At 31.3% G+C, this 26,122-nt stretch carries 19 protein-coding genes; 15 read left to right on the plus strand and 4 right to left on the minus strand.

Going from position 1 to position 26,122, the window contains the following annotated elements; translation table 11 throughout:
- The first annotated feature begins 285 nt into the window (after positions 1-285).
- The 7 genes from AC3IPI_RS17140 (at position 286) to AC3IPI_RS17170 (ending at position 6,077) form a co-directional block, all read left to right on the plus strand.
- Positions 286-1,440 carry a helix-turn-helix domain-containing protein gene (locus tag AC3IPI_RS17140; protein WP_489154380.1) on the plus strand — a complete coding sequence of 385 codons (1,155 nt, stop codon included), beginning with the start codon at positions 286-288 and terminating at the stop codon, positions 1,438-1,440.
- Positions 1,441-1,528: 88 nt separating this feature from the next.
- The gene (locus tag AC3IPI_RS17145) at positions 1,529-2,068 is read left to right on the plus strand and encodes a DUF3575 domain-containing protein (protein WP_489154382.1); all 540 of its coding nucleotides are present in this window, start codon (positions 1,529-1,531) and stop codon (positions 2,066-2,068) included.
- A 295-nt stretch (positions 2,069-2,363) separates the two neighbouring features.
- The gene (locus AC3IPI_RS17150; protein WP_489154384.1) at positions 2,364-2,918 is read left to right on the plus strand and encodes a porin family protein; all 555 of its coding nucleotides are present in this window, start codon (positions 2,364-2,366) and stop codon (positions 2,916-2,918) included.
- Positions 2,919-3,175: 257 nt separating this feature from the next.
- A complete protein-coding gene (locus AC3IPI_RS17155) occupies positions 3,176-4,387 on the plus strand; it encodes an outer membrane protein assembly factor BamB family protein (RefSeq protein WP_489154386.1) in 1,212 nt (403 codons plus the stop codon).
- Positions 4,388-4,681: 294 nt separating this feature from the next.
- Positions 4,682-4,948, plus strand: coding sequence for a hypothetical protein (locus tag AC3IPI_RS17160; RefSeq protein ID WP_131474487.1), 267 nt, complete (start codon positions 4,682-4,684; stop codon positions 4,946-4,948).
- Between the two features lie 152 nt (positions 4,949-5,100).
- Entirely contained in the window at positions 5,101-5,631 is a 531-nt protein-coding gene (locus tag AC3IPI_RS17165) for a hypothetical protein (protein ID WP_489154388.1), read from the plus strand.
- An 86-nt stretch (positions 5,632-5,717) separates the two neighbouring features.
- Positions 5,718-6,077 (plus strand): hypothetical protein, encoded by a 360-nt coding sequence (locus AC3IPI_RS17170; protein ID WP_489154390.1) that lies wholly within the window; start codon positions 5,718-5,720, stop codon positions 6,075-6,077.
- Between the two features lie 294 nt (positions 6,078-6,371).
- Here the strand turns inward: AC3IPI_RS17170 and AC3IPI_RS17175 are convergent, their stop codons facing one another.
- Positions 6,372-7,436, minus strand: coding sequence for a pentapeptide repeat-containing protein (locus tag AC3IPI_RS17175; protein ID WP_489154392.1), 1,065 nt, complete (start codon positions 7,434-7,436; stop codon positions 6,372-6,374).
- 686 nt (positions 7,437-8,122) lie between these two features.
- Between AC3IPI_RS17175 and AC3IPI_RS17180 the strand changes: the two genes are divergently transcribed.
- Positions 8,123-9,409 (plus strand): sensor histidine kinase, encoded by a 1,287-nt coding sequence (locus tag AC3IPI_RS17180; RefSeq protein WP_489154394.1) that lies wholly within the window; start codon positions 8,123-8,125, stop codon positions 9,407-9,409.
- A 13-nt stretch (positions 9,410-9,422) separates the two neighbouring features.
- The gene (locus AC3IPI_RS17185) at positions 9,423-9,857 is read left to right on the plus strand and encodes a response regulator (RefSeq protein WP_039114323.1); all 435 of its coding nucleotides are present in this window, start codon (positions 9,423-9,425) and stop codon (positions 9,855-9,857) included.
- Positions 9,858-9,883: 26 nt separating this feature from the next.
- Here AC3IPI_RS17185 and AC3IPI_RS17190 read toward each other — a convergent pair whose 3' ends face one another.
- A complete protein-coding gene (locus AC3IPI_RS17190) occupies positions 9,884-11,302 on the minus strand; it encodes an AcvB/VirJ family lysyl-phosphatidylglycerol hydrolase (protein WP_489154397.1) in 1,419 nt (472 codons plus the stop codon).
- A 128-nt stretch (positions 11,303-11,430) separates the two neighbouring features.
- Positions 11,431-12,084 carry a hypothetical protein gene (locus AC3IPI_RS17195; RefSeq protein ID WP_489154399.1) on the minus strand — a complete coding sequence of 218 codons (654 nt, stop codon included), beginning with the start codon at positions 12,082-12,084 and terminating at the stop codon, positions 11,431-11,433.
- A 269-nt stretch (positions 12,085-12,353) separates the two neighbouring features.
- Here AC3IPI_RS17195 and AC3IPI_RS17200 point away from each other — a divergent pair, with 269 nt between their 5' ends.
- The 3 genes from AC3IPI_RS17200 (at position 12,354) to AC3IPI_RS17210 (ending at position 16,863) form a co-directional block, all read left to right on the plus strand.
- Positions 12,354-13,538, plus strand: coding sequence for a glycoside hydrolase family 27 protein (locus AC3IPI_RS17200; protein ID WP_489154401.1), 1,185 nt, complete (start codon positions 12,354-12,356; stop codon positions 13,536-13,538).
- Positions 13,539-13,587: 49 nt separating this feature from the next.
- On the plus strand, positions 13,588-15,591 hold the full coding sequence (locus tag AC3IPI_RS17205; RefSeq protein WP_489154403.1) for a glucosidase family protein: 2,004 nt from the start codon (positions 13,588-13,590) through the stop codon (positions 15,589-15,591).
- Between the two features lie 360 nt (positions 15,592-15,951).
- Positions 15,952-16,863, plus strand: coding sequence for a GNAT family N-acetyltransferase (locus AC3IPI_RS17210; protein WP_489154405.1), 912 nt, complete (start codon positions 15,952-15,954; stop codon positions 16,861-16,863).
- 8 nt (positions 16,864-16,871) lie between these two features.
- On the opposite strand, the gene AC3IPI_RS17215 is transcribed toward AC3IPI_RS17210, so the two are convergent.
- Complete coding sequence (locus AC3IPI_RS17215; RefSeq protein ID WP_489154407.1) at positions 16,872-18,602, minus strand: tetratricopeptide repeat protein; 1,731 nt, start codon at positions 18,600-18,602, stop codon at positions 16,872-16,874.
- A gap of 224 nt (positions 18,603-18,826) precedes the next feature.
- On the opposite strand from AC3IPI_RS17215, the gene AC3IPI_RS17220 reads away from it, so the two are divergent.
- From AC3IPI_RS17220 to AC3IPI_RS17230, 3 genes are all read left to right on the plus strand, one after another.
- Positions 18,827-23,674 (plus strand): T9SS type B sorting domain-containing protein, encoded by a 4,848-nt coding sequence (locus AC3IPI_RS17220; protein ID WP_489154410.1) that lies wholly within the window; start codon positions 18,827-18,829, stop codon positions 23,672-23,674.
- A gap of 21 nt (positions 23,675-23,695) precedes the next feature.
- On the plus strand, positions 23,696-24,634 hold the full coding sequence (locus AC3IPI_RS17225) for a PorP/SprF family type IX secretion system membrane protein (protein WP_489154412.1): 939 nt from the start codon (positions 23,696-23,698) through the stop codon (positions 24,632-24,634).
- A 247-nt stretch (positions 24,635-24,881) separates the two neighbouring features.
- On the plus strand, positions 24,882-25,904 hold the full coding sequence (locus tag AC3IPI_RS17230; RefSeq protein ID WP_489154414.1) for an NAD(P)-dependent alcohol dehydrogenase: 1,023 nt from the start codon (positions 24,882-24,884) through the stop codon (positions 25,902-25,904).
- The last annotated feature ends 218 nt before the right edge of the window (positions 25,905-26,122 follow it).

A 26,122-nucleotide genomic window follows, 5' to 3' on the forward strand; every position in this document is an offset into this window, starting at 1 on the left:
TATTCATAAATAATCTTATAAAATAATTCATAAGTTGGTTAGATATTTCAATACTTGCCGTTACTAAACAAAGCTTCAGAGAAATCTGGAGCTTTTTTTGTTTATTTAGATTTATAAAATATTGTCTGATTCTGATTGCAGGCATGAAGTCGGGAAACATTTGCATAGGCTTGCATGAGAACTCTTCGGAGAGTGCCTTTTAGTTAATCATTTCTTAATCCCCTAAGAAAATTCATCAGTATTAATATAAATTCGTCTCATAAAAACAACTTTTATATTAAAAAATTGATTTATACAACACTTTTAAATATTGCGATTTTCCAGGGAGTAGTCTTAGGCTTAATTATTTTAAAGTCTTCTATATTCAATAGTAATTCAAATAAATACCTGGCCTTCTTACTATTTGCACTTTCCATTGTTTTATTAAATTATGTTTTTGAAATTGAAGGTGTATTCACATCCTATCCTTTAATGCTTTTTATAGATGCTATCGATTGGGTATTTCTATTACCTGTTTTCACATTTTTGTTTATTATAAACCGCATTGATGATGCGGTTTATAATAAACAAAAAATTTATTTGTGTTATATTCCATTTGTCTTTGCCAGCACTCTTAATATAACAATTCAACTTGATCATGTAGCAGGAATTTATAAAATTCCTGAGTCCTACATGTTCCTAATCACTATACTTCAGCTGATTCAGATTTTATTGGCCGTTATCATCATCCTGTTTCTACCTCTTTACTCTTATTTTATGATAAGGCATTTAAAAGATCCTCAAGAGAAAAAATGGGTCATTACCTTATTGACTATCATGTATTTGATCTTATTTATCTGGCTAACTACCTATTTGATTGGCCTGTTTTTTCAATTAGATATTTCTTCTACCATGAGTGGGGTGGCTATATTGGCAACATTAATAATGCACTGGACAGCTTATATAGGCATTTACAAATATAGGCTTGCCAAAAACAAAGATGCCATCTATAATTTTTTAAATACCAATTTAGCTGTTTCGTCTCCCAGTATCCAAATTATAGAAAAAAGCCCAACAGAAGAAAATAATACCCCGGAAGAATGCAGAGAATCTATTACGGCAGAGAATCTTTATTTTCAAAAACTTGAACTTCTTTGTAAAGAGCAGCACATTTATACCGACAGTACATTAAACAGAGAAAAAGTCGCTGAAAAGCTAGGTATAAGCGCAGGATATGTTTCACAAATTATAAACACGATAACAGAGGATAATTTTGCTAATTACATTAATCAATATCGAGTTGAAGCTGTCAAGGAAATGATTTCAAATTCTGAATATGAAAACTACAATTTGCTAGCGATGGGATTAGAATCTGGGTTTACTTCAAAAACGACTTTTTATAAGGCCTTTAAAAAAGTTACTGGTCAGACACCAAATGAATATAAAAATACCAGTAAATAAGTACCAATTTATTCATTTTTAAGTTTTTGAAACCTTTTCTAACTTTTCTTATGTGAATTTTGGATTTAAATAATTCAAATCACTTTTTATGAAAAAGAACTTTTTACTACTAATCATTTTGTTTGTCTTTTATTCTGCTAATGCTCAAAATGAAACTGATTCATATCAGAAAAATAATGAAATTAAATTAAATGCAATTGCTCCTTTATGGCAATCTTTTCAGGTTGGTTACGAAAGACATTTAAATCATAATTCGTCATTAGGACTTTCTTTTTATTATGTGTTTGACAATACAAAGAATGAAGAAGATTTAAACTATTCAATATCTCCGTATTACAGAAGATATTTTGGTAAAAAATATGCATCAGGCTGGTTTGTTGAAGGATTTGGAATGCTGACTTCAATAGACGGCAAAAAAATATACGCTTCAGAAGATCATTCAATATATACCGAAAATCCCGATGTTATTGATTTTGCTCTTGGTGCCGGCGGAGGCTGGAAATGGGTCAGTAAAACCGGATTTCTTTTTGAAGCGAATGTTGGTTTTGGTGGCCTATTATTCAATGCAAATAAAACAGACCATACTATTGTTGCAAAATTTGGACTAAGTGCAGGATATCGATTTTAGTACTTCCTGTTACTAAAACAAAACTTCAGAGAAATCTGGAGTTTTTTTTATTGTGGATTACCCGTGAAACAACTTTGCATTCACGAAGGGGAAACTCGTGCCATCGGAGAAATTAGAATCCGGCTTTACTTCAAAACGACTTTTTATAAAGCTTAAAAAAAATAACTGGTCACAACAACATATAATGTTAAAATACCCCCAAAATAAGTGCCAATTTATCCATTTTTAAGCTTTTGATACCTTTTCTGATTTTTCTTAACTGAATTTTGCAGTCAAATAATTCAAATCAATTTTTATGAAAAAAATTTTATTACTAGCTGTTGTTACAGTTTTAGGATTTACAAATGTTAATGCTCAAAAAATCAAATTTGGTGTTAAAGGAGGTTTAAACTTTGCAAATATCAGTGGAGATAATACCAAAGATATCGATCTTGTAACATCATTTAATTTTGGTGTTGTATCAGAAATTCCAATTTCCGAAAAATTCTCTTTTCAACCTGAATTAATGTATTCTGGTCAGGGATATAGTTTTAATGATAACACAGTTGCCTTAAGTTATCTGAACATTCCTTTAATGGGAAAATATTATGTAACAAAAGGATTAAGTGTTGAAGCCGGACCGCAAATAGGGTTTTTAGTTGGTGCCAAAAATGAAAAAACAGATGTAAAAGATTCGTTTAATACTTTTGATTTTGGTGTTAATTTTGGTTTAGGCTATAAACTTGACAACGGACTTAATTTTGGCGCAAGATATAATTTGGGATTAACCGATATTAATAATGTAGAAGGTTCTTCCATCAAAAATAAAAATGGAGTATTTCAATTATCTGTTGGTTACTTCTTTTTCTAAAACTTAATAATTCAATAAAAATATTTTGCAAACAGTATTAACTCATCATTTTTTGGGAACAAAAATTTTGAATTAATCACTTAACCATTTCAATATCTTTATATCATCCACAAATAGGTTAGAGAATTGTTTCGTTAGGGTTACAAAGACAAAGCTTCAGAGAAATCTGAAGCTTTTTTCGTTTATATTTGTTTGCACTAAATATATTTAAGAATAAAATGCAAAAACCAAATAAAACATTACAATCTGAAACAAAAATGAAACAAAAACTAATAACTATTTTATTTGTATTTACTGTCATAAATATGTTTGGGCAAATTACAACTACTTCAAAACCTGATAAAACGAATTATTCTAATGATAAGTTGCCTCCTAACGAAGCAGTCACTAATAAGGTAATAAGTCCGCTTCAAAAAGTAACATTAGATGAAGAAGCAATCTTACTTTATGATTACGACGGTACTATTTTTTCATATGATTTTGACTCCGAAGATGTTAATTGGACTGTAAAACCTACAGATGCTAATACTGAAATGTGTGCAAATAAAGTAACAATACATGATGGAGTCATATACGTTCCATTTATAAACGGTGAAATTTTTGCAATAGATAACGAAACTGGTGATCCTTTTTGGAAATCAAGGTTAGGTAACATTACAGATAAAATTATTCTAAAAGATCAAACTCCGATTATAAATGGTGGAAAACTGTATATAACTGGTCAAAATCAAGATCAAAGCAGTAACCTATATGCTCTTAATATAAAAGATGGTAGTTTATCATGGAGCTACAAGTTAGATTCTCCAAATAACGATATTCCAGTACTCTTTTTTGATAATAAAATTTTCACTCAAAGTGCATCGAATGTCTATAGTTTTGATTCAAATACAGGAAAAGTTCTTAACCAAAAAAGTTTTGAGGAAGCTATGACCGGAAAACCTGTAACAGACGACGAAAATGTATTTATTGCAAATGAAAAAGACGTGCTTTTTGCCTTAACTCCGAATAAACTAGATGTTTTATGGCAATTTAAATTAGAGGAAAATCAATATAATATAAAGGAACGTATATTTTGCCAAGACAAAAAAGTATATTTTGCCGCACAAGGTTCCACAGTTTCGTCTGTATACGCTGTTGATTCAAAAACTGGAACTCAGATATGGAAAACTGATTTTAAAGGCGATAATATTGAATACATAACTGAGCAAAATAATGAACTTTGGGGATATACTCGTAAAGGAAAACTTTTTAAACTAGACTTAACGGATGGTAAATTATTACTCGAAATAAAATTAACAAGTATACCTGTTTCTAATATAGAATTTCCTGATGATGACAACTTGTTTTATTATTATTGTGATGCGGGTTTAATTCAATATAATTTAAAAGATAAAGAAGAAAACGTATATTATATGCGAACTTCTCTTAAGGACGATATCTATAGCGCATATATACAATTAGTTCGATAAAAAAGAGGAGGGAAGCTCTCTCAGTATTAATAATCTTTTGTCGAAATAAAATTAAGATTGGAATACCTTTAATAAGGTTACTAAAGTAAAAGAAAATTAAGAAGTTTATTTTGTCCAAGTACAAAGACTTCATTATATCTAGAAGGACTTTTTTATATTAAAAACAATGTGTTTGTTTAAAAAATAATAATGATTCGTTATATTAAACCATAATTATTGAGAATGAAAGTTACAATAACAATTATTAAATATATAATATGTTTTCTTTTAAGTATATTCTCAGGAATGGTATGGATGAGAATAGAACTAGGAGAGCCTATTGAAGCGACAAGTTTTTTTTCCATGTTTAATGCACTATATGGATACATAATAATTTGGATAGGTGGGTTTATTGGATTGGTTTCCTTTATTCCATTTGTATTAATCGACTTATACTATATTAAAAGAAAAATAGAAACTAAACTAAATCAAAATATTGCAAGGATTTTAGCCATTATTATTTTAAGCGGAATAATTACATTAATTCATTATGTTTTAGAATTCGGACTAAATTGGATATAAGTTTAGTTTTCACGAAAGTTGCATTAGAGATAAATACGTTTGTAAAGTCATCGTTATAATCTCTCCCATATTAAGTATTGAGAGAGGTTGAAATAGGATTGAAAAGCTCATTCAGTTAAGGTGTAAAAATAGGTTATTCAAAAAAGTAAATTATGAAGGAGTTTTCTAGAGTTGCGTTATATAGTATTGCAACTTTATACGTTTTTATTGTACTACCAGTAAGTTTTGTATTTATTTGTTCATTAGTTAACTCTCCATTTCCATTTAATTGTCGTTTTGATATCCTTATTCCGTTAGGCTTAGTTATGCTGTATTTAGGAATTGATTATAGCCTAAAAAAGGGTAAATCTGTTAGAGATAAAATGAAGTTTTTATTATATCTATTTTTTGTACCCAGTATATTTCCTCTTATTTCTATTTTATTTTTCGGAATCTTTAATGACAACTATTTGTATGGTATAGTTGCATTTATACCTATTGGTTTAATCGCAGCTATATTGTTTTTGACTGTAAATTATTTTTTAGAGAAGAATTTTAACTCTAGTAAAAAAAAGTTAATGGCTATTAAATCAATATCTATATTAGCCGCTTTTTTAATTGCAACGACAATATATTTATTAGTTGAATATGGTGAAATAATAAAACCTTTGAAAGGTATTTTAGATATTGAATCAAATTCATAATTTGATTGTATTTTGTTATAACGTAGAAGAAAAATCAAGAAGTTTATTTAGCTCGGGTAAAAATTTTGCATAGAAAATAAATAATTATGAAAACTACTTACAAACTCATTCTCTATAGCATTTTAATCTTGATTATTTCAACAATTGGGATAACCTATTGGTATGTATCAGATCATCTTTTGTCTCATATGTCTTCTATGTCTATGAGAGTATTGATAGATATTGCAATTTACATTGGGCTTGCTGGAGCATTTATTCCTACTTTTTCTTTTTTGATAATTTATTTTTTAATTAGAAAAGTAAAGAATAAATGGCTGCTTTCTTTGCTACTAATTATTCTATTTGTAGTGGTCATAGCTATACTATATTGGTTTGTTTTGTGTGCGATATTTCAAGATCATGATAATCCACAAACCTTTTTAAATAGGTTTTTAGGTCTTTGGTAGAACTCAAGAAAAGAAAGAAACAACCAAACTTTTAAAACAGTTCTTAGAATGATTTCTACTCCAAGCTAATTAAGCATTTATTGTAAAACTGCCAACCTATTTTAGGACGACCCATAGTTAGTATTATTTTAAAAATAAAAAATTAATTGATTTGAAAACAGCTAAATAAAAGGTTACTAAAAGTGCTATCATTGTTTTATTATTAAAGATTATTTTTTGGATTTTCTTAAATATTGCAAATATGCAAGATGCCGTTTGTAATGATTATATTTTGTTGTCTGGTTAACCTGATGTCTAAGATTGTAAGTTGATACCAGTTAAATCAGCTTTTCCGCTTTTTAGGAATTCGTAAGTCATTCTATCTGCTTGACAATCTATGAATTGAATTCGTTTTAAGTTGTTGTTTTTAAAGAACGTGTTAATAAGCGTTGAATTTTGAAATATGACTCTGTTAAAAGAGCAGTTTTCAAAATAGCAATCTTCCTGAGTTCCATCAAAAAGGATATCGTCGATTTGCATTCCAATAAAAGAAGTATGATTCCACACTGCATTTATAACCGTATTATTAATGAATGCGCCTGATTTAAACTTAGCTTGGGTAAAATTTGTATCGGAGAAATCGCAGCCTTTAATATGGCTTTCTAAAAATTCAGCTTTTTTTAGAGAACTGTTCTTAAATATATTGTTGGCTAAGCTAGATTTCTGAATGTGGCTGTTACTTATGTCGGTATTTGAAAAGTTACAGCTATCAATATGATTGCTTTTTATAAGATCCACTCCGATAAGATTAGCCCCAGAAAAATCACAACCTTTAATATAGTTTTTTAAAAATTTAGTTTCTTTTAGAGAACAGCTTTTAAATATATTATTGGCTAAGTTAGAATTCTGAATGTTACTGTTACTTATGTTGGAATTGGAAAAATCACAGCTATCTACATTATTGTTTTTTAAAAGTAGTTCTGACATTTCTGAACCAACAAAGAAACAACGTAGCATATTTGACGAACTAAATTTTTCATGAAGATCTTTCAATCCAGAAAAGTCAGCGTCTACCCAATTTCCGTATGACATATCCCAACTTAGTTTTTTCTCCTCTTTTTCAGATTGTTTATTCAACGGTTCATCCAATGTTATCTCATTAACCTTAGATTGAAAGTTTTCTGAAAAATAATTAAGATCAACATTTAGAATTTCCGCTAGACGATTAAAAGTAGTGATGTCTGGCATTGATTCTCCGCGTTCCCATTTTCCTACTGCCTGAGAACTAATAAATAGCTGCTGAGCAAGCTGGGCTTGAGAAATATTTATTTTCTTTCTTGCTTCGGCAATTTTATTGCCAATAAGTTTAGTATTTAACATAGTACTTTTTTTATTTATTATTGATTCAGCAAAGGTATTTAGATACATTTCCAGAATATAAAAAACTCAAACACTTATAGTTGTATTTACGCTATTTGTAGTTGCTATTTAGAAACTATCAGTTGTATTTTATAAACTAACTATCTGCTACATATAAAATGGTTCTAAAATTATCTTACTGGTTATTAAGTAAAAAAACTTCCGAGAAATTTGGAGTTTTTTTAAGATATAAATTTAGTTTTTTGCCTACTATTTTTGAAAGTAAAAATCAATACAAAAACGAAAGTCTTCTGTTGATTAATGCCAGTTTTAAATTATTTAGGAGAAAAGAGTATTTTTAAAGAATATAATCGTCATAATTTTCAAGTATATTATAACAAACAAAATCTTACTTTGCTATTTTTTTCATAAATTAGCTAAAGTTTATATGGTTTTTTACTTTATAAACTCATTCTCAGCAAACTCACTTGCAAAAGCTTGAAGTAAAAAAGTTGTTTTATTCCGTTCTTAAGTTGAATCTTTTTATCAACATTACAACATATCACTTTCTCTAACCTACATAAAGTTGTCATACCAGAAAGGGATATTAATTTTAAAGGATTAACCTCCTTTTCATACACTTTTTAAACCTATTTACCTTTGCCTTAAAAACGTTCAAATGTGAATTACCAAATCGCAAAAATAGTATGAAGCAAAAAATAGAAGATATAGAGCAGTCGATACATATTCAAGAATTCCTTTTGGCAATTAAAAGAAAATCTGATAATTTGATTAATTATTTTCTTTTAATTTTTTTCATTGTCGGTTTATTACTGGCCTTTTATTATGATACATGGCAAATAGCAATAGGAGTAGGCAGTTTACTACTTGTTGCTTATTATTCTTCAAAATTTGCTTTGCCAGAATCAGACTTTTATCAGTACGTACTCAGTACGATATTAGGTATTTTTATGTGTCAATACATTTATCAAATGCATGGTATGTTCGAAATGCATTTTACAGCATTTGTAGCAAGTGCAATACTTATTACTTATCAAAACTGGAAACTACAAATACCGCTTACATTAGTTGTAATATTTCATCATGCACTGTTTGGTTATTTGCAATATAAAGGGGTTAGCAATGTTTTTTTTACTCAGTTAGATTATATGTCGCTGCAAACCTTTATTATTCATATAATACTGGCAACAACTATTTTTGGCCTTTGCGGATTATGGGCTTACCAATTTAAAAAATATAGTGAAGCACATATCAATCAAACATTTAGAAAGCGTGAAATTGAAAATCAAGAATTAAAAACCGCAAATTATGAACTGGATCGTTTTGTATATAGCACTTCGCATGATTTGCGTGCTCCTTTAAATTCAATGTTAGGTCTTATTGAAATTGCACAGGATGATACCGCCGAAGAATTAATGCTGGGGCATCTCCAGATGTTAAAAGAAAATGCTAAAAAACTCGATAGCTTTATTTCCGATATCCTTGTTTATTCTCGTAATTCACGTATGGAAGTTCATAAGGAAAAAATAAACTTTAATGAACTTCTTGATGATGTAACCCAAAATTTAAAATTCATGGGAGATACCAATAGAAGGGTTGGTTTTAAAGTAGATATAATTGGTGATACTCCTGTATACTCTGATAAAAATCGTTTGGTTACAATTTTAAATAATCTTATTTCGAATTCAATTCGGTATCAAAACGCACAAATTTCAAACCCATTTATAAATATTAAAATAGTAACTTCTAATATCGAGACTAATATCATTGTGCAGGATAATGGTATTGGTATTAATAAAGAATTACACTCAAAAATATTCGATATGTTTTATCGCGTATCTCAAGAATCAGTTGGTTCAGGTCTTGGACTTTACATTGTAAAAGAAGCAATAAATAAACTCAATGGAAATATAAAAGTTCAATCTGAAATTGGCCAAGGAACCACCTTTGCTATTAAAATTCCAAACAAGTAAATTAACTTAATCTATGGAACAGACAACAACACCACCGTTTAAAAAAATTCTCGTTGTAGATGATAACGCAACAGATCGCTATATTGCCAATCGTATGGCAGAGAAGTATTGTTTTGCCGAAGAAATTGTTTTATTAGATTCAGCACCAGATGCTCTCGAATACCTTCTTTCATTAGAAAGTACGCCCGATTTACTCCCTCAACTCATCTTTCTTGATATCAATATGCCTGGAATGAATGGTTTTGAATTTCTGGAGGAATACATAAAATTCTCTGAAATAATAAGAAGAAATTGTTTTATCATAATGATTACTTCTTCTACACATCCTGATGATCTTAAGCGTGTAGAAAACATTCCATCGGTAATTCGTTTTCTTAACAAACCACTCGATAGAGATAAATTTGAACTTATAAAACTTGAATTTTCATTAAAAAAACAATTTATTTAAAGTTTTATAATTCAGATTATTAAGTTTTAAGGCATCATCTCTTTTGCTATTGTAATAAATGCATCGGTATAATGATGTCCTCCATCGAGATATATGATTTTGGCTTTATCTTTTGAAAATTCTTTGACAGGAAGATCCTCTTCATCTTTTCCAAAAAAACAGATTGGACGTATATCGTTGATTTTATTTATTTCGTTAGATACAGAAAATCCAGATGAAGCATTGATGTCTAATAGTTCAGTAACATGAACTTCAAAATCTGTTTCTTTAGATGGAGATAATAAACCTAACCCTGTTATACTTTTTTTGAATTTTTCGGGAATTCTATTATACACAAACGGAATAATATCTGCTCCAAAGGAATAACCAACTAGAATAATCTTCTCCTTTTTCCATTCTTCACCATAAGCTTCGATTATTCTGAGGATATCAGATGTAGTTTCTTCAGGGCTTTTTTTCTGCCAAAAGTATTTTAATGCATCAAGGCCAACTACTGGTGCGCCTTTTACAGCAAATGCACTCGCCATTTGTTGGTCAAAATCTGTCCACCCACCATCTCCTGATATAAATACGACCATATAAGGACTTGTTTTGTCTTTGGCAGTATTTGTAATATGTAATGGTAGATTAAGGTTCTTTGCGGCCAATTCGGGGCTATTTTCTTCCTTTACATCTAGGGTACTTTTATAAGCTTGCATAAGTTGCGGAACCCAGTTTTTTTCCTGACCATAACCATGTCCGACTTTAGGAAGAGATATTACAGTTGCATTGGATACATTTTTAAGAAAAGTAACTGTCTTTTCATAATTGCATATCTGATCGTTTTGACCCTGTAAGGATATAAAGGGAGTTTTAAGATTTTCGACAGTTCCTAAATCGTAGCCTTTAGTATTTTTTAGTTTGGTTGAAGTAAATTTTCCAGAACCAGTACATAATGGTTTATCTATGTTTATATCTGGGCAGAATCCCATGGCAATTCCTGCTCGAAAGGTATTTTGTGGCGCCTGAGCAACAAGTCCATAAACTAATGTTGCTCCAGAGGAATATCCTAAAAGGATTGGGACTGTATAGGTTGGGTATTTTAATTTTTTTTGGACAAATTGGCTCATTCGCTCAAAGTCGGCAGCAGGGTAGAGGCATGCAGATTTGCTTTTTTTCATAGCCTTAAAGACCTGACGAATATCGACACCAATAAGTAATGTATTCTCATCTTTTAGATGAAGCGCAATACCTTCAATTCCGCTATTCCAACCCCCATCGCCAGAGATACAAATAACTACATTATTGATTGTTTTGCTAGGTTTATAAAGTGTGAGGTAACCAAAACCATTATAAGCAAGGGTATCTTTGGGTATTGCAAAAACCGCTGTATGAAATAGTATTAAGAATAATACAGCAATCAGGGTTTGATTAAAACCAATAGTTTTTATCTTTTGTCGTATCATATGATTTAAGTGTTTTAATCTTAAGATATTGATTGATAACTATATAAAGATACTGTTTTTCTAGAATATAAATTTGACGAAATATATACTTGATTTGGTTTTGTGATGTGTGTTTAGAATATAGTTAGCTATTTTTTAAACTTTTTTTTTAATTTAAATATCAAAAAAATTAAAATTGCTCCCGATAAGATTTTAATTAAAGCATTCCAATAATTGTAGGGCTCAGTGATTTGTTTTAGATTTTCAGGATTATTAATTTTTAATGATTTGAAAAAAGTTTCTTTATTAACTTGATTGTAAGAACCAACTTTTGAATAAATAAATATATATGTAATGCCATTTAAATATAAAATAATGCTTTCTCCAATTTCTTGTTCTGAAGTCTTTCCTTTGAAATTTATCTTGTATGCTATAAAATTATTTAATTTTATTTGTGTGGAATCTTTGAAAAATAAACCTTTTTTCGACATTGATTTAACGTGATCACCAATAAACTGCTTATAGTCTTTTTTTAATTCGGTAGTAGTTTGCGGAAGTTCTGCCTGTAAATTATTACCTATAAGAACTGCAACTCGAATTACGAAATAAGATTCGTCTTTAGAATTTAAATAATATGCTTTTGATGTAGTATTAAAGGATGAATTTAGAGTGTCTTTCTTAACAATATCTTCAATAGTTTCTGGTTTATCTGGAAAGTTAATTGTAATATTTTCATCAATCTTAGTTTGACTAAAAAGAAATCCAGACAACATTAAAGATAAGAGAGTCAAGTATTTTATCATAAATTGTATTCTGTTTTTAGATTGAGTATTATCTGAATTCTTCTTGGCTAAAATAGATTTTTTATTGCAAATAGTATTTATAGTATGGAATTATTATTTATTTAACTCATAGTAGTTTCTACTTCATTCCAAAAAATTAAAAATCAGATAAAATAGTATAATTTAAAGCTAATATACTATATGCCTTAAATTTAGATTGCATGTAGGTTTGCTTAAAAAAGTAAACTTAAAAAATGAGGAGATATCTAAAAGTAAAGAATTTGTTTTTAATGGCTATTATAATTTTTTGTACACAATTAAATGCACAAAAAACAGATCATTTGGTGTTGACACCACCAATGGGATGGAATAGCTGGAATACTTTTCATACTGATATTAACGAAAAAATGGTAATGGAAACTGCGGATATTATGGTTTCCTCAGGAATGAAGGATGCAGGTTATATTTATTTAGTTCTTGATGATGGATGGATGGCAATAGAAAGAGATAATCAAGGTAATCTTGTGCCTGATCCTAAAAAGTTTCCTAATGGTATAAAAGTCGTTGCCGATTACGTTCATTCTAAAGGATTGAAATTTGGATTGTATAATTGCGCAGGAACACTAACCTGCCAGAAATATCCTGGAACACGCGGTTATGAATATCAGGATGCTAGAAATTATGCTGCGTGGGAAATTGATTTTTTAAAATACGATTGGTGTTTTGCTACGGGTATAAATGCCAAGGAAGCTTATACTACTATGAGTAATGCCTTGAATAAAACAGGAAGGCCTATTGTATTTAGTATCTGTGAGTGGGGAGTAAACAAACCGTGGGAATGGGGCGAAGGAGTTGGTCAGTTATGGCGTACTACCGAAGATATATATCAAATATTTGATTCGGTGCATGATGAAGGAACGTGGAATTCTCTAAGTGTGATGCATATTGCAGATTTGCAGTCTAATCTTCGTAAATATTCAGGTCCTGGACATTGGAATGATCCCGATATGCTCGAAGTAGGTAATGGAATGACTTATGATGAAGATAAAGCTCATTTTTCTCTTTGGAGTATGATGGCTGCACCATTAATTGCGGGTAACGATATCCGAAAGATGTCTAAACAAACTCTGGAGATTCTTACTAACAAAGAGGTACTGAATATTGATCAGGATGAATTAGGAATACAAGGATTTAGATATCTAGATAAAGACGGATTGCAAGTTTGGTGCAAACCTCTTAAAAACGGAGATTGGGCTATTTGCTTTATAAATCGTAAAACCGAATCTAAGTCTGTAAGTTTCGATTGGAGTAAAGAAAACATTGTAGATGCTATTTATAAATATACTTTGGATAATAAGAATGTATACAACTTATTTGATGTTTGGAGTAAAAAAAATACAGGAACAACTTCCAAAATATTAAAAGAAACTATAGCACCTCACGGTGTTTTGATGTATCGATTAAGCAAAGCATAATTTTCTATCAAAAAACAAATAAGACAATTCTAAAACTTAAATTCAATTGATGAATACTGCATTTACAAAAAAACAACTCATAATCATTATACTTTGCTTTATATCAGGGAAATCATTTGCACAACAAAATAACCGTTGGCAAATTACCACCGATGGAGCTATCTCATGGAACATCAATAATATACCTCATGACGACCATATTGAGATGAGCGGAAAGAAAATTTCCTCTGTAATTAGATATGGAGTTGCTGCGGATAGTTCTTTTCATGTAACCCGAAGTTTGGTGTGGCCTATGTTAAGGACAATCCCAAACAATACGCACGCGAGTCTTACCCGCAGGTTTGCACAAGATCATCTAAAACTAGTAACGGTTAACAATAAGGCTATCGAGAACGAAAAAGTAGTTTCAATTACCCTCAACGGAACATTATTAGTAAAAAGTAAAGTTGGTAAAACACTAGAGTTAACCCGACAATATTTTCCAACAACGACAGAGGCAAGTTATTGTGAAATATATACTATCAAAAATATTTCTGGAAAAGGATATACTGTAGAAATTCCAAAATCGAATACCATTTATAATACAGACCCAATAAATGGAACTGAAGGAAGTTATACTATTCAATCTAAAGTTTTAAATGATGGTTATTTTAATCTAAAACCAAATGATATAATTAGCTTTTCAGTTCTTTATTTTGCTGGAAAATCTAATGAACCGTTACCAGAACTGAATGCTGAAAATGAGAAAATGAAGCGTCTGGAATTGGTTAAAGAATTATCGAATAAATTGGTTTTAGAAACACCTGATACTATATTGAATACTGAATTTGCTTTTGCAAAATTGAGGGCAGCCGAAAGTATATTTGAAACCAAAGGCGGGCCAATGCATGGACCGGGCGGAGAAGCGTATTATGCTGCAATTTGGGCAAATGATGAAGCAGAGTATATAGGACCATTTTTTCCTTTTTTGGGATATGATTATGGCGATAAAGCATCTCTGAACGCCTATCTTCATTTTGCCCGATTTATTAATAAAGAATACAAACCAATTCCAAGTTCGATTGTTGCCGAGGGGACAGATATTTGGGATGGAGCAGGGGATCGGGGAGATGCTGCTATGATTGCTTATGGAGCTGCACGTTATGCTCTTGCAAAAGGTAGTATTGACGAAGCCAAACAATTATGGCCATTGATAGAATGGTGTCTTGAATATTGCAATTTAAAACTAAATACGGAAGGTGTTGTTACCTCAGATTCAGATGAATTAGAAGGGCGTTTCCCTGCTGGAAAAGCAAATCTTAATACATCATCATTATATTATGACGCGCTAAATTCAGCAATATATTTAGGGGCTACTTTAGGGAAAAAGGAAGCACAACTTACAACTTATAAAACTCAGGCAAAAAACTTAAAATCAGCAATCGAAAAATATTTTGGTTCTACTATCGATGGGTATCAGACCTATAAATACTATAAAGAAAATGATGTTTTGCGTGCATGGATATGTACTCCATTAACGATGGGTATTTATAATCGAAAAGAAGGAACTATTGCAGCATTATTTTCACCTAAACTATGGACTCAAGACGGGTTAGCAAGCCTTTCGGGAGATAAAACTTTCTGGGACAGGTCGACTTTATATGCTTTAAGAGGCGTTTTGGCTGCTGGTGAAACCGAAAAAGCAATAGATTTTTTGCATTATTATTCCACGCGTCGTTTACTAGGAGACCATGTTCCTTATCCTGTAGAAGCTTATCCCGAAGGAAATCAGCGTCATCTTTCGGCAGAAAGTGGTTTATATTGTAGAGTTTTTACCGAAGGATTGTTTGGTATTCGCCCAACGAGTTTAAAAGGCTTTGATTTTACACCTCGTCTTCCAATATCATGGCCAGAAATGGGATTGAGAAATATTCATGCATTTGGGCAAGACTTTGATATTGTTGTGAAAAGAGAAAAAAAGAAATTAAAAATTACAATCTCGGATAAGAAAAAAATATGGTTAGATAAGGTTATTAATGAAGGAGATACTATTAAGGTATTATTTGATAAATAGGTTATTAAATGTCTTTATATAAAGTGTTTATTTAATCATTTGGCTATAGTTTTAACACATAGAAACATAGATTTTAGTACGCTCAAAAAAGGCGTTTCACTTATTTAAAATACATCCCGAAGCTTCGGGACTAGCTATGTGAAAGAAATGTATTTCTTTTGGTACTCTTTTTACACATAAAATCTATGTTTCTATGTGTTAAATAAAACTTTTATGCCTGAGCAGAATAGAAGAAATAATTACACCCAGCGAGTTTTATTTACTATATATTGTGCATTATATTTCTGCTATTTTTTTAGATAATAGAAAGTTTTAATGAGCCAGAAATGTAATAATTCTGTAATTTTGAAAAAAAGAGAAATGCAGACAGAAAAAATTACCCTTAACAAACAAGTATTTACATTATATATTCAATACGAATCTGACGATAATCTGCGTAAAAAGTTTAATCAACTTACAAATGAAGTTTGGGGATTTGACTTTGAAAATTATTATAAATCCGGATATTGGGATGATAACTGTATCATTTATTCTTTGTTTATTGATGACCAGATAGTTTCACACACTACAGTAAGTACATTTGAAACTATTGTTAAAAACGAGTCTATTGTTTTGGCTCAATTAGGAACGGTAATGACTCGTCCTGATTATCAAAAACAAGGGTTGTCACGTTATTTGATGGAAAGAATTTTGCAAGATTACAAGGAAAAAGTAAGCGGAATGTTTCTATTTGCCAATGATTCTGTTTTGGACTTCTATCCCAAGTTTAATTTTTCAGCAGTACAAGAATTTCAAGCGAGTGCGCCTATAGTGTTTAGTGAAAGTAGTCAGCAAGTTAAAAAGCTAAATCTGGACGATTCTAATCAGCGAAAATTATTAGAGACGTGTGTAAAGAATTCAATATCTACTTCATCATTCGATACTAAAAATCTTGGGTTGACTTTTTTTTATTGCTATGCTTATCCCGATTTTGGTTTTAAAGACTCTATATATTATATCGAATCCTTAAAGACAATTGCCATTGTACAAAAAGAGGAAAACACCATGACTATACTTCAGCTTTTTCAGCTGGAAGAACAAAATATAGAAGATGTAATTCTTGCTTTAGCAACGCCGGAGATTGATACAGTACTATTTGGATTCAGTCCCTTAAATGCAGATTATAATTATACAATTCATAAAGAGGAAGATCTAACGTTGTTTGTTTCACCAGAATTAGAAGATTTATTCAATACCCAAAAACTGATGATTCCGATATTATCTCATACATAATATTACAATTACGACATATCGATTATCTCAAATAATAGATTGTGTTTATCTCCAAGTTTTTTCTTCAAGCGTTGTTTGCTCTTTTTTACGGCATCTAATGTAATACCGAGCAAACTTGCAATTTCGGAATTACTGAATCGTAATTTTTGGAGCATTATAATTTTAAGATTAGAATCCTTTAACTCTGGGAAATCCTTCATCAAAGCTTCATAAAAACCATTGTATTCTTTTTTAAATTCTCGTTTAAAAGTATTCCAGTTTTCATCTGTCATTAAATGAGAATCCAATAATTCCTGTAGTTTTCCTTTTTCTATATGATAAGACGGAGATTGTTTTATATTTTCGAGTTCTAGTTTTAATTTAGAAATCTGAATATTTTTATTGTGCAAAAATTTAATGTGTGCATCAAGATCAAGGTTTGCATCATTAAGTTTTTTCTCGTAGTTTCTTTTTTCTATTTTATGATCTATTATTTTTTTATTATATTCTAAGCTGTTATTTTTCAGTCTTTTCTTAAAAGAGATGAAGATAAAAATTGATAATAAAATCGCCAAAATAACAAGCAGTATATAGATATTCTTCATCTTACTTTCGTGTTCATATTGCAGTTGTGTATTCTTGACCCTATTTTCATATTTGGCTTTCTGAACAAACCAATTTGCCCTTGTTAAAGCAGTTTCGCCATCTGTTTTAAGTAAAGATTCTTCTATTTTTTTAAGTTCACGTCTTAATGATAATTCTTTTTCAGGATCTTTCCCGTTTAATATATTCAGTTTTAATTCGATAATATCTTTTAAAGAATTATTGTAATAAGGTTTAGACAAAGCAATTTTTTCGGCTTTTTGTAATAATACATTTGCTCTGGATGTATCTTGTTCTTTTAAAAGAATTTTAGCCATTAAAATAGATGCATACATGCTGTTTTTCTCGTCTTTATATTTTTCTGAATAATCGATATCTTTTTGCAAAAGCTCAAGAGCAGTTTTATAATCTCCCTTTTTTTCATAAATGAGCGCTTTGTCACCAAGTGCTTTTGCATAGCGTATATTATCACTAATAGGTAAAGAGACAGCAATGGTTTTATCAAAATAATACATTGCTGCAGGAAAGTTTTTTTCTTTAAAATAATATACTCCTATGGCATTTAAAACACTTGCATATTCTGGAGAATTAGTCTTAGTATAATGTAAGGACTTCTTTAAAAATTTCACAGCCAAGTCTTCATCATCAATGGTAGTCATTATCCAACCAAAAATTTTAAAAGTTTCTCCTGGAAGAATCATTTTGTTGGGATTTATGCTTTCTGTAGCATCAATCGTTTTTAATAAAGTTGGGATAAGCTTGTCTATTTCTCTGTAATAATACAGGTATTTAGAATAATTCATTTCTGTCCAGATTACTAGCGAAGGATCATTTATGTCTTTTGCTTTTTGGATAGAAAGTAAGTAATAAGTATCGCTTAGAGAATTTGTTTTATCAAAAAAACTAGAATAGCCATTTGCCAGCAAGGCATAGTAAAGGATATTATATTTCTTACTCGAAGATTGGAGTAAAGGAGCCAAAAACTTTTTTAATTGTACAGAGTCTTTTTGAAAATCTTTCTCCTGAAGAATGATGCGCTCAATATTTTCACGTGAATCTTGTAACGGAATTGTTAGCGTTTGTGAATATGATTTAGATAAAAAAGTAAAAATAAAAACAGTGAATAGAATTCCTGTTCTTTTTATAATATAAGCCATGCGTAAGGAATCATTGATTTGCTAAAATACAAAAATATGAATCCATGAGAAGTAATATTTAGTATAAAATAGATATGCTATAAATGACTATTTATAAGGTTTTTAAAGACGAATACAGCATTTGTCCCCCATTTGTCCACCCCATATTTTATAATAAGAATCCTTTCTAGATTAGTTTTGCGCACACTTCAGAGAGCCGTTTCAGGCAATAAATCAAATTAATTATGAAAAAAAAATACTTTGATAAAGTAATGTCAAAACAGTCATATATAGTCATATGCATGTTATTTATTTTACTAAACAAAGTTTCCGCACAAAAGGTATTAGACAATGATATACTTCGTTTTGGTACAGGAGCAGAAAACTCTGTAAATCCTGCGGGAAATTTACAGCAGCCTTTTTATTTTAATTCTACATCATCATTATGGGCAAAGCTTACTTATCAGGATTATCCTTTTGATAATGCCTATTATATTGATGGGGATGGTTCTAGTGAATGGAATACAAATGGATTTTCGTCGATTAATGGAACCTTAACAAGCCAAACAATTGATTATTCGAAGTTTATAACTACTACGTCGCCAAAAGGTTATGGCACTATTGTTTCCAAAGGAAATATTACAATTAATGGATCTTTATTAGAGGTCGAAAACACATATACATTAGAACAAAACTCAAGTTTTATCATAATTAATATAAAAATTAAAAATATAGGTACAGCTCCAGTAAGTAATGTAAGATATTGGTCGGGTACAAAAGATGATTTTATCGGGACTAATGACAACCCGCTAAAAACAAGAGGAAATATAGTTGGTGATGCTTTTGTTCCTTTAACTACAAGTAGTGATCGTGCTAAAGCGCTTAAACTTTTTTCGGGAGAAGAAGGAGTCATAATTTTTTCAAATTCTGATCGTGCCAATACTATTATTCAGATATGTTGCCAATGGAACTATGTAATTAATCAAAACCCAAATACAAGTGTTGTTAGTAGTGGAGCCACTGATGGTTCTTATGGTTTTTTTGTTAGATTAAATGATCTTGCGGTAGGAGAGAGTGATGAATTTAAGTGGTATTATGCTGCGGGTAAAGTTGTAGAATTAGAAGAAATAATTAAAGATATCGCTAATGCAAGTGGAACAATAACAGATATAAAATATACATCGGCAGTTTTTAAAACGTTATCACAAACCGATGTAACAGGATATTATGTAGTTGTTCCTACTAGATCACCACGACCAACAATAGCTGAAATAAAAAGCGGGGCAAATTATGGAGGTGTAAATGTTGCAGCAAGTGGTAGTTCGGCTCTTACAGCCAATACACAAAAATCATATCCAATTACAGGACTCACGCTTAATACATCTTATGACTTTTATTTCGTTACAGAAGATGGAGGTTCCTCTTATTCAACAATATTCCATTCTCCATTTACCACACCCGATATACTTAAATTAGCTAAAGCATCAGAAGATAATGTTTCATGTAACGGAAAAAACGATCGTTCAGCTTCGGTTACTACTTTAGGCGGTACACCTACTTATACTTATTCATGGTCACCGTCAGGCGGAAATGGTACAAGCGCAACAAATCTTAGCCCAGGGAATTATGTCGTAACAGTAACCGATAGTAATAACGAAACGGCAACCCAAAATTTTACAATAACAGAACCTGATGAACTTGTCGCTACAATCGATACTCAAATAAATGCAGATTGTAGTATACATGCTAATGGAGAAGCAACAGTTGGTGTAACAGGTGGAACTGGAGTCTATAAATATAGTTGGAACACCATTCCTGAGCAAACTACAGCCACAGCCACAGGATTGTTACCTGGTACTTATATTGTAACTGTAACAGATGAAAAAGATTGCAGCACTACAGAAAATGCAACTATAATAGTCGAAGATATAATAGTTCCAACCGCTATAGCTCAAAATATAATTGTTCCGCTAGATGCTAGTGGAAATGTAACAATTAATGCTACGCAAATAGACAATGGTTCTTATGATAATTGTGGTATTGTTGAGCTGCTACTTGATAAAACAACTTTTAATTGTAGCAATATTGGACCCAATACGGTAATATTTACGATAAAAGATAAAAGCGGAAATTTAACTTCAACATTACGAACAGTAACTGTCGAAGATAAAATAGCCCCAACTGTTGTAACCCAAAATATAACCGTTCAGCTTGATGCAACAGGAAGTGCAACTATTACACCCATTCATATTGATAATGGTTCGAACGATGCTTGTGGTATTGACAGTATGACACTCGATAAAACTGTTTTTCATTGTAGGAATGTTGGAGCAAATACGGTAACGCTTACAGTAACTGATAGACATGGAAATTCGGCAACCGGAATTGCAACAGTAACTGTCGAAGATAAAATAAAACCAAATGTTGTAACCAAAAACATAACAGTTCAGCTTGATGCTGCAGGAAAAGCAAGTATTAACGCTACAGATATAGACAATGGATCTAATGATGTTTGTGGTGGTAGTATGATGATACTCGATAAAGCCTTTTTTGATTGTACTAATATTGGAGTAAACACAGTGAGACTAACCGTTATCGATGTTAATGGAAATTCAGCATCAGAAACTGCAATAGTAACTATCGAAGATAAAATAGCTCCAACTGTTATAACAAAAAACTTAACTCTTCAGCTTGATGCCACAGGAAACGCTATTATAACCGCAGCCGATATCAATAATGGTTCTACAGATAATTGTGGAATTGATAGCATGATATTAGATAAAACCACTTTTGACTGTATAAATGTTGGAGTAAATACAGTGACACTAACTGTTACCGATGTTAATGGAAATTCAGCCTCAGAAACAGCAATAGTAACTATCGAAGATAAAATAGTACCAATTGTTGTAACTCAGAATATAGTAGTTCAACTTGATGCTACAGGAAGTGCAACTATAACTACGGCTCAAATAAATAATGGCTCAAGTGATAATTGTGGTATTGACACAATAATCCTTGATAAAACTACTTTTGATTGTACTAATATTGGAGCAAACACGGTAACACTAACCGTTACCGATATTAATGGAAATTCAGCATCAGAAACTGCAATAGTTACTATCGAAGATAAAATAAAACCAAATGTTGTAACCAAAAACATAACAGTTCAGCTTGATGGTGCAGGAAAAGCAAGTATTAACGCTACGGATATAGACAATGGATCTAATGATGTTTGTGGTGGTAGCATGATGATACTCGATAAAGCCTTTTTTGATTGTACTAATATTGGAGCAAACACAGTGAGACTAACCGTTACCGATGTTAATGGAAATTCAGCATCAGAAACGGCTACAGTAACTATCGAAGATAAAATAGCTCCAACTGTTATAACAAAAAGCTTAACTCTTCAGCTTGATGCCACAGGAAACGCTATTATAACCGCAGCCGATATCAATAATGGTTCTACAGATAATTGTGGAATTGATAGCATGATATTAGATAAAACCACTTTTGATTGTACTAATATTGGAGCAAACACGGTAGCACTAACCGTTACTGATATTAATGGAAATTCAGCCTCAGAAACAGCAATAGTAACTATCGAAGATAAAATAGTTCCAATTGTTGTCACACAGAATATAGTAGTTCAGCTTGATGCTACGGGAAATGCAACTATTAATGCTACGCAAATAGATAACGGTTCTACAGATAATTGCGGTATTGATACGATGATTCTTGATAAGACAACTTACGATTGTACGAATGTTGGAATAAATAATGTGACACTTACTATTACTGATAAAAATGGAAATTCAGCGACTGGAACTGCTGTTGTTACTGTAAAGGATTTGATTGCCCCAAATGTTATAACTCAAAATATAACTGTCCAGCTAGATGCTACAGGAAATGCAGCAATAATTCCAGCGCTGATTAATAATGGTTCTAATGATGCTTGTGGTATCGATATGTTGGTACTCGATAAAACAGCTTTTACTTGTAGTGATATTGGAACAAATACCGTAACACTTACCGTTACAGATTTTAATAGAAATTCAGCGTCTGGAACTGCTGTAGTTACTGTAGAGGACAAAATAATTCCAAATGTAATAACGCAGGATATTACAGTACAGCTCAATGTAACAGGAACTGTGAGTATTACTGTTAATGAGATAAATAATGGCTCTACAGATAATTGTACTATCGATAAAATGTTACTCGATAAAACCACTTTTGATTGTAGTAATATAGGAGTCAATACAGTAACACTTACCGTAATAGATCAATCAGGAAACAGAGGTTCAGCAACAGCGATTGTAACAATTCTTCCTATTCCAGAGCCAACATTCCCGAGTCTTACACAAGAATTTTGTTTAATAGATGCGCCTGTAATAAGGGATATAGCTGTAAATGATAGTACTAATTTAAAATGGTTTATCGATGCTACATCAGCCCAAAGTCTTTCATTAAATACAAGTATAATTAGCGGAACCTATTATGCAGCTACAAATTATGGTAATTGTTATAGTAATCGTATTCCTGTTACAATCATTATTAATGATGCATTAGCTCCCACAGGCAATGATGTGCAGTATATATGTAAAGAAAAAGAAGCAACAATTACAGATCTTATTACAAATGAACAAGAAGTCTTGTGGTACGAAACCGCAACAGGAGGTTTTCCTGTGGCATCGACTACAATCTTAGAAGATAAACATAAATATTACGCATCTTACATAGGAGCAGAATGCGAAAGCTCTAAAAGGCTAGAAGTAGAGATTATTATTAGGTATTGTGATGTTGTGGTCTATAACGGAATTTCTGCCAACGGTGACGGAAAGAATGATTCCTTTTTTGTAGAAGGAGCCACAACTTTCCCTGATAATAAACTAGAAATTTTTAATAGTTGGGGAAGTTTAGTTTACGAAGCTAGTCGTTACGGACAAGACGATAATCTATTTAAAGGATTTGGTAATAAAGGATTAGGAAACGGTACTGGTTTACTTCCGTACGGAACGTATTATTATGTGTTTAGCTTTACAAATCATGATAATAAGCGTATTACAAAAACAGGCTTTTTGCATCTAAATCCTTAATTCACAAAATCAAAAAAACAAATGAAATTTAATTATATACTAGTACTGGCATTTACATTTACACTATTTTCTGCCAGAGCACAACAAGACGCCCAATTCTCCGATTATAAACTAAATATGTCGAGTTTTAATCCCGCTTTTGCAGGTTTTTTTGACGGAAGCGTATTACTGATACACCGAACACAATTTGCAGGATTTGATGGTGCGCCCGAAAGTCTGAACTTAAATGTCAATATTCCGCTTACAATGAATATGGGAGCAGGAATGAATGTTTCAAGTGAAAAATTAGGTGTAACCGAAGAATTAATTGTGACAGGAGATTATTCCTATACCATTTTTACAGACGAAATAAATATGCTTTCGTTTGGTCTAAAAGCAGGTTTTAATGTCCTTAATGTAGATTATACACGCCTTGATGTACAGAATACAAATGATCTAAGTTTTGAAAATAATATAGAAAACAGAATATCTCCAAGAATAGGAGTTGGATTTTTATTCAATACACCAAATTGGTATATAGGATTATCTACGCCCAATTTTATTAAAGAAAGTTATGATCCAACTGTTGCAGGATTATCGGTAACAAAACCTCAAATTTATTTTACAACAGGATATCAAACTGCGCTAACACATGAATTGTTATTTAAACCATCCATACTAGCAAAAGAGGTTCAGGGATCACCATTGGCAATAGATTTTGCTCTTAATTTTGAGTTTAAAGAAAAGTTCAGATTTGGAGCATCCTACCGTTGGGATTCGGCTATAACTGGAATAATAGGAGTTAATTTGCTTCAGGATTTTCAAGCCGGATACGCTTATGATCATAACATAAACGGATTAGGCAAATATGCACCGTCATCGCATCAATTTTATTTAAAATATACATTTAAACAGTCTAAAAATATGCGTCGGGAATGTGGTTGTAGCTTTACAGATCCTGTTAATAATCTCGGGTTTTGATTATTTTATTCTCTTAGCTTAAAAGATAAATATCCACACAATCTATGATTAAGATTATTGTGTTTTAATTATTTTATAAGTTTTAGTTTACGAATAAAAAATAGAAATTAGGTTATGTTGCGAGTTAAAGTTTAAAGTATTTTGCTTTGTTTTTTAACGTATTAAAGGTTTTATTTATAATTCATTAACGTACGTATTACATCAGGTTTGATTAAATTTATAGTATAGAAATTATAAATAAAATCTTATGAAAGCAGTACGATATTATGGACACAAAGATGTTAGAATTATAAACGATCTAGAAAAACCTTCTCCTACAGGAGATGAAGTATTATTAAAAATCGGTGGAGCAGGAGTATGTCATTCAGATTTACATGTAATTGATGGAGGATTAGTTTCTGGTGCAATATTTACTTTAGGGCACGAAAATGCAGGATGGGTAGAAGAAGTTGGAAAAGATGTAAAGGGATTTAAAAAAGGAGATGCGGTTTTGGTATACGGACCTTGGGGATGCGGACATTGCAAACCATGCCAGCATTCGCAAGAAAACTATTGTGATCATCACTCTGAGCAAGCTTATGGTGGTGGACTAGGATTAAATGGTGGTATGGCAGATTATATGCTTGTACCTTCCTCTCGATTATTAGTCCCAATTTATGATTTAGATCCTGTAATTGCTGCTCCGCTTACAGATGCAGCATTAACACCATATTCAGCAATAAAAAGATCATTGCATAAACTTATGCCAGACGAATATGTTGTGGTTATTGGAGTAGGAGGGTTAGGACATGTTGCATTACAGATTTTATCCGAAATGTGCGGGTCAACAATTATAGCTTGCGATATAACTCCTGAAAGACTTGAATTTGCAAAACAACTTGGCGCAGCTCACGTAGTTAACTCTACAGATAAAGATGCTGCCGAACAAATCAAGAAAATCACTGGAATAAAAAAAGCAAAAGTCGTTCTTGATTTTGTTGGTGCTACATCTACAATAGATTTAGGTACAAAAATTATAGGTTTAGATAGCGACTTAACCATTGTTGGGTTAGGAGGAGGAAAGTATGAATACAATACCGGTTTACCAGTTGGCGTAAGCATATCCAATCCTTATTGGGGTTCAAGAACAGAATTAATGGAAGTAATTGGACTCGCAATACAAAAGAAAATACATATTGAGGTAGAAAAATATAGTTTAGATCAAGCTCTCGAAGTGTATGATAAATTAAGACAAGGAAAAATAAAAGGAAGAGCTGTTTTAGTTCCTTAAATAGATTTGAATTAACACATTAATTACATTGCCTGAAGCTTCAGGACTATGTGTTAAAATAATTACTCCTACAGTTTAAAAGAAAGAAGTAGCCCGATTCTAGAATTGGGCTTTTTTATGAACTTTACATAAAAGATTTAACTATACTATAAAAGTAAGTTTTGCTTAATTAAGAATTACAGTATTTTTTAAACAATTTATTTGAAGCATACATCAAT

The sequence above is a fragment of the Flavobacterium sp. GL_143 genome (genome assembly GCF_057834355.1).